This is a genomic window from Sphingomonas oligoaromativorans (assembly GCF_011762195.1).
Classification (GTDB): Bacteria; Pseudomonadota; Alphaproteobacteria; order Sphingomonadales; family Sphingomonadaceae; genus Solisphingomonas; species Solisphingomonas oligoaromativorans.
In genome coordinates this window covers 341492-353749 of the sequence record NZ_JAASQK010000005.1, presented here as the reverse complement: position 1 = coordinate 353749, position 12258 = coordinate 341492, and the positions used below count along the sequence as shown (strand labels likewise).

The window sequence follows — 12258 nt, the reverse complement described above, 5'->3', positions numbered from 1 at the left end:
AGGCAGGATCAGAGAATGCCGTCGATCAGATGATCCATCTGCTGGCGCGGCTGCGGCGTGTAGCCCGAACGGCCCGAGGCGGGGCCGGCCCGGCACTGCGATTGCGGCGCGGGGCCGCCGGCGCAACTCGTCCGGGCGAGCGCGACCTTCTGAAGCTCGGTGCGCCGCGCATCCGCCGCCGTATCGAGCTGATGCAGCCCCGTGACATATTGATGCCCCGTGGCGGTGCCGAGGCCGAGCGCTGGCCCCCAGCGCTCCAGCTCGACGAAGCGGCTGCGGACGTCGAGTTCGTTGCGCAGCTTCTGCACCTCCTGCCGCTTGGCGAGGAGTTGCGCGTCGAGCGCGGTGCCCTGGCTGCGCACGGCGGCGACGTGCAGCGAGAAGAGATAGAGGCCGATCCCCGCCAGGATCAGCAGGCCCAGCACCGCGATCGACGCCACCACCGCGAGGCCCTGCCCCATCGGCGGGACGGCCGAGCGTCCCCGCAAAGCCCGATCCTGCATATCAAGGCCGACCATGATCCCCGTTCCCGGTCGTTGTCGTGCATTAACCATGACTCGCCCAGCATGAACGGCCGATGAGCCGAGCCGATCCCCAACCCCGGAGAATCCGTCTTCCGGCGATCTTTCTCCGGCCCGCGAAGAGGACTATCTAGGCGCCATGTCCACTTATGCTGATCGCCTCGCCGCGCTGCGCGACGAGCTTGCCCGCCGCCGTCTCGACGGCTTCGTTGTGCCGCTCACCGACGAGCACATGTCCGAATATGTCGGCGCCTACGCCCAGCGCCTTGCCTGGCTGACCGGGTTCGAGGGTTCGGCCGGCACGGCCGTCGTGCTGCCGGAGGAGGCCGCGATCTTCGTCGACGGCCGCTACACGCTTCAGGTTCGCGAGCAGGTCTCGGCCGATCAGTGGAGCTATCAGTCGGTGCCGGAGACGTCGGTGTCGTCGTGGCTCAAGGATCATGCGCCGCAGGGCGGCCGCATCGGCTACGATCCCTGGCTGCACACCAAGGGCTGGGTCGAGGCCGCGAAGAAGGCGCTCGCCGCCCGCGGCGCCGAGCTGGTCGCGGTCGAGACCAATCCGATCGACGCGGTGTGGCCGGATCAGCCGCTGCCGTCGGACGCGCGCCTTGTCGTCCAGCCCGATGCGCTGACCGGTCAGTCGGCGGCGGCCAAGCGGCAGGATGTGGCCGACTGGCTCACCAGGGAAGGCGCCGACGCGGTCGTCCTCTCCGCGCTCGATTCGATCGCGTGGGCGTTCAACGTGCGCGGCACCGACGTCAGCCGCACGCCGGTCGCGCTGGCCTATGCGCTGCTCAAGGCGGACGCGACGGCCGAGCTGTTCGTCGATCCCGACAAGGTGGACGAGGCGGTCGCGACGCATCTCGGCAACGCGGTGCATGTCCGCCCGCGCGACGCGTTCGGCGGCACTCTGGCGAGCCTTGCCGGGCAGCGCGTGATGGTCGATCCCGAACGCGCCGTCGCCGCGATCTTCGACAGCCTCGCCGAGGCCGGCGCCAAGGTCAGCGAGACGCGTGACCCGACCGTGCTGCCCAAGGCGATCAAGAACGGCGTCGAGATCGCCGGCAGCAAGGCCGCCCATGTCCGCGACGGTGCGGCGGTGACGCGCTTCCTCCACTGGGTCGACACCGTGGCCGCGAACGGCGGCGAGGACGAGCTGACGGCCGCCGCGAAGCTCGAGGCCTTCCGCGAGGAGACGGGCGCTCTCAAGGATCTGTCGTTCGACACCATCTCGGGCTCCGGCCCCAACGGCGCGGTGGTCCACTACCGTGTCTCGGAGAAGACGGTGCGCCCGATCGAGCAGGGCACGCTCTATCTGGTCGATTCGGGCGGGCAATATGTCGACGGCACCACCGACATCACCCGCACCGTGCCGATCGGCACGCCGACCGCGGAGATGAAGGACCGCTTCACCCGCGTCCTCAAGGGCCATATCGCGCTTGCCCGCGCCATCTTCCCCAAGGGCACGCGCGGCAGCCAGCTCGACACGCTGGCGCGGCAATATCTGTGGCAGGCCGGCCTCGATTACGCGCATGGCACGGGCCATGGTGTCGGCAGCTATCTGTCGGTGCATGAAGGCCCGCAGCGCATCGCGACGCCGGGCAGCGGGCAGGCGGGCGGCGACGAGCCGCTGCGCGCCGGCATGATCCTCTCGAACGAGCCGGGCTATTACAAGACCGGCGGCTACGGCATCCGCATCGAGAATCTGGTGCTGGTCGAGGAGCAGGCGATCGAGGGTGCCGAAAAGGCGATGCTCGGCTTCCAGTCGCTGACGCTGGCGCCGATCGACCGCCGTCTGGTCGAGGTGGCGATGCTCTCGCCCGAAGAGCGCGCATGGCTCGACGCCTATCACGCCCGCGTGCTGCGCGAGATCGGCCCGCTGGTCCCCGCCGACGTGCGCGGCTGGCTGGAGCAGGCGACCGCGCCGCTCGTCTGATCCGTCCGGGGCGGCGGTGGCCCGGACGGGTTGCCGCCGCCCTTAGCGGCTTTTCTCCGGCGGCGATTCGGGTTGCGGGGTTTCCGCTTCCTTCTCGCGCGCCTGTTCCTTGCGGCGGCGGAGATTCGTGCGCAGCGCCTCGGCGAGGCGCTTTTCCCGATCGGTCCTGGCGTCCATGATGCTGCGGTTAGGCGGATTGCAGAATGTTGTGCAAGCCCGCTTGACGGGGCGCGAAGCTTTCTCCATAGGGCCGGCCTCGCCACCGCCCAGCGGCGGCGGAAATCGGGCCGTGCTGCCGTAGCTCAGTGGTAGAGCGCATCCTTGGTAAGGCTGAGGTCGTGAGTTCAATCCTCACCGGCAGCACCAGCTTCCCCGCTAAAATCAACGAGTTAAGCCTCCCCTTCGGGGGCTCCCAAGCCGGGTAATGTGGCGCGGAAGCAACGCGGAAGCAGGGCTTCGGAAACGATTGGCGCTCGCTGGCCGCTGTGGCGTAGATCACACCTAGTTTCACATGGAGGGATCCATGCCCCGAAGCGTCCATCGCGCGGGAAGAGTCGCGACCCTGCCGCATTAACGGCGGAAATCTGAGCAGCAGGATCGTGCCACCTGTGGATCGTCCAAATTGTCGTAGAGTGCAGAGGACTCTAGTCAGCGTAGCGTCGGAGAATCATCGACGACGGGGGGGGGGCGACGCTCCAACTCGAGGAGATAGCGCTTTGCCTCGATCCCACCTGCAAAGCCGGTCAGTCCGCCGTTATGGCCAATGACACGATGGCAGGGCGCGACGATGGAGATCGGGTTACGTCCGTTAGCGGCGCCGACGGCGCGGTAGGCGATCGGCCTGCCGATAGCGCGCGCAATGTCAGCATAGCTGCGCGTTTGCCCGAACGGAATGTCCAGCAGTGCGGACCAGACCTGCCGCTGGAAATCGGTGCCCCGAAAATCGAGCGGCAAATCAAATTTTTGCAAAGTGCCCTCAAAATAACTGGCGAGCTGGTGCTGGACTTCTCGAAGAAGAGCATTGTCTCCCTCCTGAGCCATCGCTGCCACGGGCACCCGGCGGGGCCGGTCGTTTTCCCATAGAATCGCGACCAATCCTTCATCGCTCCCAACTAGGCGTAGCGTACCCACCGGCGACGGCATTGGCTTGTATCGAAGTGCTCCAACACCCAACATATCGTTGCCTCAAAATTGATCTAGCGATAGATAGATATGGTTTATCGCGTGATCGCCAACCCGGCGATGCCACGCTTCGACACGGGAGACGGCGTATGCTGGACCTTCGACCCAATTGCGAATGCTGCGACGTGAACCTGCCGCCAGACACACCCGACGCGATGATCTGCACGTTCGAATGTACGTTTTGCCGGGATTGCGCCGAGGGCGCGTTGAACGGCGTCTGCCCGAATTGTGGGGGAGACCTGCAGTCGCGTCCGATCCGACCCGACGCGATGCTGGAAAAGTATCCGGCATCGACGACGCGCACACGGCGGTCGGCAAGCTGTCCTCAGCCATCGTCGGCAGAGGCTGCGGGGCAGGCCTAAGCGCTCGATTAGCACTCTTCACCGAGCGATTGTAATTTCGGTAAAACCGTCTATCTATCAAAAGATAGTCAAAGGGATTCAATATGAGCGAAGTTGCCACTGCCATTATGGATGCGGCCGAGAAGCGGATGCGGATCGGCGGATTTGGCGGATTCAGCTTCCGCGAAATCGCGGCCGACGTCGGCGTGAAAAGCTCGAGCGTCCACTACCACTTCCCCACCAAGGAAGACCTCGCGGCTGCGGTCGTTCGCCGCTACGGGGAATGGGCGTCCAACTTTATCGACGAGGCGCTGCTGGTCGATCCAGATCCCGTGAAGGCGTGGACCAAGGCTTTCAGGGGCACAATCGTCGCGGGCACGATGTGTCCATGCATCGTGATGGGCGCGGCATCTCAGGACCTTCCGCCCACCGTTGCTGCGGAGGTGCGCCGCTTTTTTGAGATGCACGCGAAGAAGATGGCCGATGCCGGTCTTGATCCTGAGCAGGCGAGTGAGCTGTTGGCCACCATAACGGGCGCCTCCGTCCTCGCGAACGTCTTCTCGGATACCGCGGAATATGACCGTGCAACGCACGATCTGCTGCCGGAGGCGGTCGCGGCCTGATTGGCCGCGAGGCCAAGTGGGGCGAGCGGTGAACATGCAGACATCCCTCGCACCATGTTCCGACCAACATGTGGCCCGCGGCCGACCACGCGAATTTGATCCCGACACGGTTCTGGCAGCGGCACTGCGGGCATTCGTGACACACGGCTATGCCGGCACCAGCATCGCGGAACTGACCAAGGCGATGAACATCGCGCGCCCGAGCCTCTATCACTGCTATGGCAGCAAGGAGGGCCTCTTCAAGCGCGCGCTGGCGCTCCATGCCCACAAGCATCTGACCTATCTGCACAGGCTGCTCGAAGCCAGGACGATCCGCGACGTCGTGGAAGAATTGCTCCGCGATGCCATGGCCGGAGCGCAGCTTCCCTGCGAGGCGCACGGGTTCATGGGCTTGCTGACCTCCTTGTCGACTGGGCCCGACGACGAAGGTGCACGCCGCGAGGTGGCTGCGCATCAAGCCGGCATCATCGAGGTTCTGGCGGCGCGTTTCGAGCGGGCCCGAAGGGAGGGCGAGCTGCCTGAAACGGCTCACCCCACGACGCTCGCCTATTTCCTCCAGGCCCTTGCCCACGGGATCGCCGTTCAGATCCGCAACAACGTTCCCGGCGAAGATCGTTACGAGTTGCTCCGCGTAAGCCTTAGGGCGTTTGGCCTTCGCGCTGGCTTTGAGGCAGACGGGCCTCCTCCGGCGCTGACGACATCGCGCCGTCGCAAGTCTGTCGCGGCCTGACCGAGCGCTAAGCGCTTCCTAGACGTCCTTGGCGCTGTGCCCTGGACGGAAAGTCCGCAGCGTCACCGAGAAGCGCCGGCTATCCATCGCCGCGATGCTGTGCTGCCAGCGATTGCGAGCCGGACCATGCAATAAATAGGCAGATCGCGGTTCGATCAGCACCGACCGTCGCTCCCAGCCTTCCCCTTCGCGCCGACGCAGCCGCAACGCGCAGGGCGAGAGGAAGGAGATGGCGACGATATCTTCGAAGGTCGGCCGATCGCGATGCCAGCCGATGCCCGCACCCGGGGGGTATTCCGTCACCATCACCTGTTCGAACATGTCCGCAGGCACGCCGGCGATCGCGCTTGCGATCTCGGCTAAAGGCCGCAAGTGCGCCGGGATGCCCGCGTCGGCACGCGGTTGCTGTCCCGCGAAAACGTAGCGATGCCCGTAGGTGAAGATACGGCGATTGGCCCGGTAGCCATGAAATTCGAACGGCTGCAGGGGCAGGCTTTCGAACAGACCTACCAGCTCGCGTTCCTCAGCCGTCGATAACACGTCGGGCAGGTAGCGGAAGCCTTCCGGCAGCTCTGGCGCACCGAACAGATCGGGCATTCCGACCGCGATTGGTCGGGGCGTGCGACTCGGCATTATCGAGTCTGCCCGCGATCGATCAAGATCGTGGTGCGCAGCTCGGAAAAGGCACTTACGAGCGCATCGAGGCTGAAGGCACGGTTCAAGCCGCTCGGGTTGGGCAGAACCCACGCAATCGCGCCCGCAAAAGGCGAAGGCTGCAAACCCCAGCGGATCTCCGGCGCATCGAGCATGGCAGCGATCCCGCGCTTGCCGAGGAAGGCGATCGCCCGAGGCCGATACCGTCGCACCGTCGCTTCCAGATCGGGTCGCGCGGCCTTGAACTCGCGCAGAGGAACGTCGGCGCCCCGCCTGGTCGGCCGGTGGACGACAGCGGTGATACCACAGCCATATTCGAGCAGGGACCGCTCTTCCGACGGATCAAGGCGTCGGGGAGTGAAGCCGGAGAGGTAGAGCGCTTGCCAGAAGCGGTTGCTGGCGCTCGCGAAACTATGCCCTCCCGCAGCGACGTCGGGCGGGGGATTGAGACCGCAGAAGACCACGTCGAGAGCCGACGCCAGAATGTCGGCCTCGGTCGTGCTCACGCGCGCAGCTTCTCCGCTGCATGAGGTTTCCGGTTCAGCAATGCCAGCGGCATCAATGGCGGGGCGTCATTGTCCGTCAGGGCCGCCGCAGCGTGATCGAACGCCGCAACTTCCCCATAGGCGCGCGCGAGGATGAGAGCGCCTTCGAGCGTCGCCAGGACCGCGAAAGCGCGTTCTTCGGATCCGCCGAGTCGCTGCGCCAGATCCTCGACAGCCTTACGGAAGAAATTCTCGATCTCTTCCGCAACCTCGACCGGCAAACCGCCCGACTCGGCCCCCAGCATTCCGCTCAGGCACATGCCGCCATCGTGCTCAATCGAGCGACGGAACGCGGACCGATATACGGCGATGACGTCCTCCCCGCTTTCCCCGGGCTGCGGCGCGACATTCTCCAGGAAGCGCTCAAGATAGCGCCTCGCCACCGCGGCCGCCATGTCGGCCTTGGTGGGGAAATGGTGGTGCACACTGGCGCTTTTGATCCCGATCTTGGCCGCAAGCTCGCGAAAGCTGAAGCCGTGATAGCCGGCCTCGCGCATCCGCTCCTCTGCCAGATCCATCAACTTCTCTGCGGTTTCACTCACGATACGACTCCTTCTCTCTATCGATAGATAGACGTTGACAGCGGACTTTTCCAGTCATATTCGGTGTGCATCGACTACCTACCGATAGATAGCATACGGAGATTAGCAATGCGTTTCGAAGGCAAAGTCGCGATCGTCACCGGCGGTAACTCGGGAATCGGCAAGGAAGTGGCCGCGCGCTTCGTCCGCGAAGGCGGTTCCGTTGTGCTGAGCGGACGCGATTCGAGCAAACTCGACTCGGCCGCGCGGGAGATTGACGCGACCGGCTCCCACGTCGCGATCATCACCGGCGACGTGGCAGACCCCGAAACCGGCGCAGCGCTCGTCAAAGTCGCGCTCGATCGGTTCGGCCAGCTCGACGTGCTCTTCAACAATGCCGGCATCTTCAAGCCGACACCTTTTCTCGAGGTCGACGCGGCCGAGCTGGACCGGATGCTCGACAGCATCCTCAAGGGGACGTTTTTTACCGCCCAGGCGGCGGCACGCGCGATGAAGGGCCGCGGTGGGGCGATCGTTCAGACAGGCTCGATGTGGGCCCTGCAGGCGATCGGCGCCACGCCATCGTCAGCCTATTCGGTCGCAAAGGCTGGCGTCCACGCCCTCGTCAAAAATCTCGCGATCGAGCTGGCGCCGGACAACATCCGCGTGAACGCGATCGCGCCGGCCGTCATCGAGACGCCGGTCTACGACACCTTCCTCTCGCCCGAGCAGGTCAAGGCGGTGCTGCCGACGTTCAATGCGCTGCACCCGCTCGGCCGCAACGGTCAGCCCGCCGATGCGGCGGAAGCCCTTCTGTTCCTCGCCTCCGATCAGGCGAGCTGGATCACCGGCGTCGTCCTCCCCGTCGACGGCGGTGTCATGGCCGGTCGGCAATAGCCCCCCCCGACCGATCGGCCTGGCGATGGCGGCGGGATCGTCCCCCCTCGGTTCCGCCGCCACCTCATCAAGCTTCAAGGAGATCAACCGTGACCAAGACCACCACCGCCCAGCTCTTCACGCCGATCAAGCTCGGCGACGTAACCCTCAAGCATCGTGTCGTGATGCCGGCACTCAGCCGGCTGCGCGCCCACTGGCCCAGCGCCGTTCCTTCAGACCTAATGCTGGAGCACTATAGTCAGCGCGCGTCCGACGGCGGCCTCATCATCACCGAGTCAACGGCAATCGCCCCGGAAGCGCGCGCCTATCATGCCGCGCCGGGCATCTGGAATGATGCGCAGGTTGCAGCCTGGAAGCGGATCACCGACGCGGTTCACGCCAAGGGCGGGGTCATGTTCGTCCAGCTCGGCCATGCGGGCCGTGCCACCAGCGAGGCACTGACCGGCATTCAGCCGGTGTCCGCCTCGGCCGACCCCACCTTCACAGAGAATCCCAATGTCGTCGTGACCACGCCCGAGGGTCTGGTTCCGCCGTCACCGCATCGCGCGCTGGAAATCGACCAGATCGCTGGGATTCTCGGCCAGTATCGGCTTGCGGCGCGGAACGCAGTGCGAGCCGGCTTCGACGGGATCGAAATCTTCAGCGCTCAGGGCCATCTCGTCGAACAATTCCTGCAGGACGGCAGCAACAAGCGGGCTGACCGCTACGGCGGCTCCGTCGAGAACCGGACGCGCTTCCTGATGGAGATCGTCGATACGGTCGCTGGAGTCATCGGCCGCCACCGGGTCGGCGTCCGCATCTCGCCGAGCAGCACCTTCAACGGTATGAGCGATAGCGATCCGCAGGCCCTTTTCGAGTATGTCGCCGAACGGCTCGATCGGTTCGGCGTGGCCTATCTTCACATCATCGAGCCGCGCATCAGCGGTGCCGATACGGTCGCCGAAGGACAGGACGCGATCGCTGCGAAGGATCTCAGCCGTATCTTCCGCGGCACGATCATCGCGGCGGGCGGCTTCACGCCTGAATCCGCCGAGGAAGCTGTTGCCGATGGCGTCGCCAGTCTTGTCGCATTCGGCCGCCACTTCACATCCAACCCGGATCTGCCTGCCAGGATCGAGCACGGTCTGCCGCTCACGCCCTACGACCGCAACACGTTCTACGGCGGCGGTGCTCAGGGCTACGTCGACTTCCCCGCTTACCATGCCGAAGCGGTGCTCGAGCTGGCCTGAGACGCGCTTCCGACCCGGCCAATCCCATTCGTAACAACGCGAGGGGTCGCCCCTCGAATCAGTTCAACCAAGGAAATGACGATGACCCAATCCGACAAAGCAACCGCGTTCGCCAAGCTCCACGTCAAGGGCACTCCCGTGGTCCTCTACAATGCGTGGGATGCCGGCAGCGCCAAGGCGATCGAGGCCGCCGGTGCGAGGGCGATCGCGACCGGAAGTTGGTCGGTTGCCGCAGCACAGGGCTATAGCGATGGCGAAGATATTCCGCTGGACCTCGCGCTCGCGATCGTCGCGCGCATCACGGCGTCTATCCAGGTGCCGCTGACGGTCGATTTCGAAGGCGGGTACAGCGACGACGATGCCACGCTGGTCGAAAATATCGGTCGCCTCCTCGACCGCGGTGCGATCGGGATCAATTTCGAAGATCGGGTCGTCAAAGGCTCGGGCCTTTATGGCATCGATCGGCAGGCACGACGGATCGGCGCGATCCGCAGCGCCGCCGACAAGCGCAGGGTTCCGCTGTTCATCAACGCTCGGACCGATCTGTTCCTCGGCCGGGGCGGTGAGCCCGCGTCTGAGGTCGGCGCCGCACTCGAACGGGCGAAGGCCTACGCCGCCGCCGGCGCTTCGGGATATTTCATCCCGGGCCTGAAGGACGAAGGCCTGATTAGCCGGATCGTCGAGGGTTCGCCTCTGCCGGTCAATGTCATGGTAACGGAGGGCGTTCCTGCCAACGAGCGGCTCGCCGACCTTGGCGTCGCCCGGATCAGCTACGGCCCGATCCCGTATATCGAAACGCAGCAGTCGCTCCAGAAGGCAGCGACGGACATCTACGCCTGATCGGCGCGGTCCTCCGCGACACGCTCGCGGAGGACCAGCCGGCGAGCATCAAGGGGAATATCCTCATGGCCTATCTCGATCTATCCGTGGACGAGCTGCACATCGCACCGTTCATCAGCCGACCGGTGGAGCAACCTCGTCGCGGGTTAAGCGCCACGGAGCGGGAAGCGGTGAAACTGGCGCGCTTGGACAAGCTCGGCAGCCTGAGGCCTGCAGGTCGACTTCACCGCATGTCGCAAATGGTATTCGGCCTTTCGCGTCGATCCAACTGGCTTGCGGACCCACGGTTGGAGGCCCTGAGGCGGTTCGGAGTAGCGATCGCGCATGGCGGCTCTGCCGTCGTCGAGCGCGAGGAAGCGCAACTGAAGGCGCTGGGCTTCTCCGAGAGCCAGGTCGCGAGCGCCGCGGCACTGGCATCCGGTTTCCGTTCGCGTCGCTCTTCGAGGTCGGTGGGGATGTATGCTTCCCTGAGTGCGACCACCGTCGGAATCTTTGTATGGATCGACCGCTATCTTGGCGATCCTCAGGTTTCCTTGATGCTGGCGCTGGTGCTCGCGCTGCCGGTTTGGGCGATCGCTGCACCGCGATCCTAGACGGTACGTGGCGCCGGCAGGGGTAGGCTTTCCGCTTTCCTCTTGCACCAAATCCGCGGCGATGTCTTGCACGTGCAAGTCTGGCCTTCGCCTTACAATCTGCGTGAGGGGTAACTGAGGCTGCACCGTGCAAGACCGTTACCACCCGATCCCGCCTCACCCCGCCCGGGCCTGCTCGATCGAGTTGCTCACCGGTACAACGAGACCCACGGCGATGCGTGTGCCATGGACGTGGCGCTCCAAGCGTCCACCGATCTGATCGGCCAGGATATCGATGATGGCCTGACCGGCGCCGGTGCCACGCTTTGAGTCAGCGCAGCTCTCGTTCACGACGGAACACACGAGATTGTGGTTGCATGAGCGCAGCTCCACCGCGATTTCGCCACCATGGCGGCCGTGCTTGGCGGCGTTGATGAGAAGCTCGATCAAGATCAGCCCGATGCGCCAGGCGCGCGGTGCCGGGAGGGTGATCGCAGGACTCCGGCAATGCAGGACGAGCCGATAATCAAAAGTCAGGGCTCGCGATGCCGCCCCACAGACGCCTTCCAGATAGTCGGTGACTTCGAGGACGCCGGTTAGAGGCGCCTGAAGGGCGCGGTGCACTTCGGCTACCGCATAGAGGCGATCCTTCGCTGTTGTCAGCGCGGCGCGACCTTTGGCGTTCGTGATGCCCGATGCGGCGACTGAGAGGCCAGCGATCGCAACCGCGTACTCGTTCAGCATCCGATGGTTATATTCCTGCAGCAGGATGATCGACCCGGGCGCGTCGATCGCTGTCTCGAATGTGGCTTGAACATCCAACATGTGAAGCTCCGGGAAATTGCGAGCATCGATTGCCAGAGCCTCGGGGAACCGGATTGATATTTGACGCCGCGTTTGGACGTCTGCGGCCGGCGACACGGCCCGACATCGCAATCAGATGCCTGCGCCTCTGATCGTGCCTAGTGACCGCGACATAGCCACGCCGCGATAGGTCGCGGCGCCGGCCGGCGGGAGACCTTACACCGCGCCGACCCATTCCTTACGCCGCCTTACGCCTTCTTATTGGCGCTAGAAGGGGTCCAGAGGTCAGTTGAGCATGTTCTACCAAGGATGCGAACATGTCCGACGCTCACTTCACAACCGCGCATATCGCACCGTTCGACAATTTGCTGGTGGCGCGCCTGCTCGCATCGGCTCTTTCCATGTTCGACGTCGACCAGGGCGCGGCCCGTCGTCATATCGAACGCGCCTACACGGTGGCTCACGGTGAGGTCACGCCGCGCCCCTGCAAGGGTTTGCTGGCAGATTGGCAGGTGCGGCGGGTCGAGCAATTTGTGGAAAGCCAAATCGACACCCCACTGCGCATCTGCGAAGCGGCTGACAGCGTGAGATTGAGCGCGAGTTATTTCTCTCGCGCTTTCAAAGCGTCTAAAGGCATCCCTTACTCCGAATTTGTGGCAAATCAGCGGATCGTGCGGGCTAAGGAGATGCTCCTGACCACAGACCTTCCGATCGCTGAAATCGCCTTAGCCTGCGGTTTCGCCGATCAATCTCATATGACGCGCCTTTTCCACCGTGCCGTGGGCCTGCCACCGCGTGCTTGGCGCCATCAAAATGCCCAGGAACCCGTCGATCTCATCGAGACCGATGCAGCGTAACGGTCA

At 64.6% G+C, this 12258-nt stretch carries 16 protein-coding genes and 1 tRNA gene; 10 read left to right on the top strand and 7 right to left on the bottom strand.

Annotated features, from left to right (window positions below; all coding sequences use genetic code 11):
* Nucleotides 1–8: 8 nt before the first annotated feature.
* Nucleotides 9–518, bottom strand: a complete 510-nt coding sequence (locus FHS98_RS12540; RefSeq protein WP_167105246.1) for a hypothetical protein — start codon at nt 516–518, stop codon at nt 9–11.
* Between the two features lie 142 nt (nt 519–660).
* Between FHS98_RS12540 and FHS98_RS12535 the strand changes: the two genes are divergently transcribed.
* The gene (locus tag FHS98_RS12535; protein ID WP_167105243.1) at nt 661–2457 is read left to right on the top strand and encodes an aminopeptidase P family protein; all 1797 of its coding nucleotides are present in this window, start codon (nt 661–663) and stop codon (nt 2455–2457) included.
* A 42-nt stretch (nt 2458–2499) separates the two neighbouring features.
* On the opposite strand, the gene FHS98_RS12530 is transcribed toward FHS98_RS12535, so the two are convergent.
* Nucleotides 2500–2703, bottom strand: coding sequence for a hypothetical protein (locus FHS98_RS12530; RefSeq protein ID WP_167104270.1), 204 nt, complete (start codon nt 2701–2703; stop codon nt 2500–2502).
* Nucleotides 2704–2748: 45 nt separating this feature from the next.
* Here FHS98_RS12530 and FHS98_RS12525 point away from each other — a divergent pair.
* A tRNA-Thr gene (locus FHS98_RS12525) sits at nt 2749–2823 on the top strand.
* A gap of 282 nt (nt 2824–3105) precedes the next feature.
* Here the strand turns inward: FHS98_RS12525 and FHS98_RS12520 are convergent.
* Nucleotides 3106–3633 (bottom strand): methylated-DNA--[protein]-cysteine S-methyltransferase, encoded by a 528-nt coding sequence (locus tag FHS98_RS12520; protein WP_167105240.1) that lies wholly within the window; start codon nt 3631–3633, stop codon nt 3106–3108.
* A 95-nt stretch (nt 3634–3728) separates the two neighbouring features.
* Between FHS98_RS12520 and FHS98_RS12515 the strand changes: the two genes are divergently transcribed.
* The 3 genes from FHS98_RS12515 to FHS98_RS12505 all read left to right on the top strand — a co-directional run bounded on the left by FHS98_RS12515 (nt 3729) and on the right by FHS98_RS12505 (nt 5333).
* Nucleotides 3729–4001 (top strand): DUF1272 domain-containing protein, encoded by a 273-nt coding sequence (locus FHS98_RS12515; protein WP_167105237.1) that lies wholly within the window; start codon nt 3729–3731, stop codon nt 3999–4001.
* Between the two features lie 83 nt (nt 4002–4084).
* A complete protein-coding gene (locus FHS98_RS12510) occupies nt 4085–4603 on the top strand; it encodes a TetR/AcrR family transcriptional regulator (RefSeq protein WP_208402227.1) in 519 nt (172 codons plus the stop codon).
* 34 nt (nt 4604–4637) lie between these two features.
* On the top strand, nt 4638–5333 hold the full coding sequence (locus tag FHS98_RS12505) for a TetR/AcrR family transcriptional regulator (RefSeq protein WP_167105234.1): 696 nt from the start codon (nt 4638–4640) through the stop codon (nt 5331–5333).
* An 18-nt stretch (nt 5334–5351) separates the two neighbouring features.
* Here FHS98_RS12505 and FHS98_RS12500 read toward each other — a convergent pair whose 3' ends face one another.
* Genes FHS98_RS12500 through FHS98_RS12490 form a run of 3 tightly spaced genes read right to left on the bottom strand, consistent with a single transcriptional unit; the run spans nt 5352 to nt 7074 of the window.
* Nucleotides 5352–5930 (bottom strand): alpha-ketoglutarate-dependent dioxygenase AlkB, encoded by a 579-nt coding sequence (locus FHS98_RS12500; RefSeq protein ID WP_167105231.1) that lies wholly within the window; start codon nt 5928–5930, stop codon nt 5352–5354.
* A gap of 35 nt (nt 5931–5965) precedes the next feature.
* Complete coding sequence (gene mug, locus FHS98_RS12495) at nt 5966–6493, bottom strand: G/U mismatch-specific DNA glycosylase (RefSeq protein WP_167105228.1); 528 nt, start codon at nt 6491–6493, stop codon at nt 5966–5968.
* Entirely contained in the window at nt 6490–7074 is a 585-nt protein-coding gene (locus FHS98_RS12490) for a TetR family transcriptional regulator (RefSeq protein ID WP_208402226.1), read from the bottom strand. The genes mug and FHS98_RS12490 overlap by 4 nt, the downstream gene beginning before the upstream one ends.
* A 108-nt stretch (nt 7075–7182) precedes the next feature.
* On the opposite strand from FHS98_RS12490, the gene FHS98_RS12485 reads away from it, so the two are divergent.
* The 4 genes from FHS98_RS12485 (at nt 7183) to FHS98_RS12470 (ending at nt 10612) form a co-directional block, all read left to right on the top strand.
* On the top strand, nt 7183–7950 hold the full coding sequence (locus FHS98_RS12485; protein ID WP_167105225.1) for an SDR family NAD(P)-dependent oxidoreductase: 768 nt from the start codon (nt 7183–7185) through the stop codon (nt 7948–7950).
* Nucleotides 7951–8039: 89 nt separating this feature from the next.
* Nucleotides 8040–9179: an oxidoreductase gene (locus FHS98_RS12480; protein ID WP_167105222.1), complete on the top strand. Its 1140-nt coding sequence runs from the start codon at nt 8040–8042 to the stop codon at nt 9177–9179.
* Between the two features lie 81 nt (nt 9180–9260).
* Entirely contained in the window at nt 9261–10019 is a 759-nt protein-coding gene (locus FHS98_RS12475) for an isocitrate lyase/PEP mutase family protein (RefSeq protein ID WP_167105219.1), read from the top strand.
* Nucleotides 10020–10084: 65 nt separating this feature from the next.
* A complete protein-coding gene (locus tag FHS98_RS12470; protein WP_167105216.1) occupies nt 10085–10612 on the top strand; it encodes a hypothetical protein in 528 nt (175 codons plus the stop codon).
* Nucleotides 10613–10768: 156 nt separating this feature from the next.
* Here FHS98_RS12470 and FHS98_RS12465 read toward each other — a convergent pair whose 3' ends face one another.
* Complete coding sequence (locus FHS98_RS12465) at nt 10769–11416, bottom strand: histidine kinase dimerization/phosphoacceptor domain -containing protein (protein ID WP_167105213.1); 648 nt, start codon at nt 11414–11416, stop codon at nt 10769–10771.
* 296 nt (nt 11417–11712) lie between these two features.
* Between FHS98_RS12465 and FHS98_RS12460 the strand changes: the two genes are divergently transcribed.
* Complete coding sequence (locus FHS98_RS12460; RefSeq protein ID WP_167105210.1) at nt 11713–12252, top strand: helix-turn-helix domain-containing protein; 540 nt, start codon at nt 11713–11715, stop codon at nt 12250–12252.
* Nucleotides 12253–12258 lie beyond the last annotated feature (6 nt).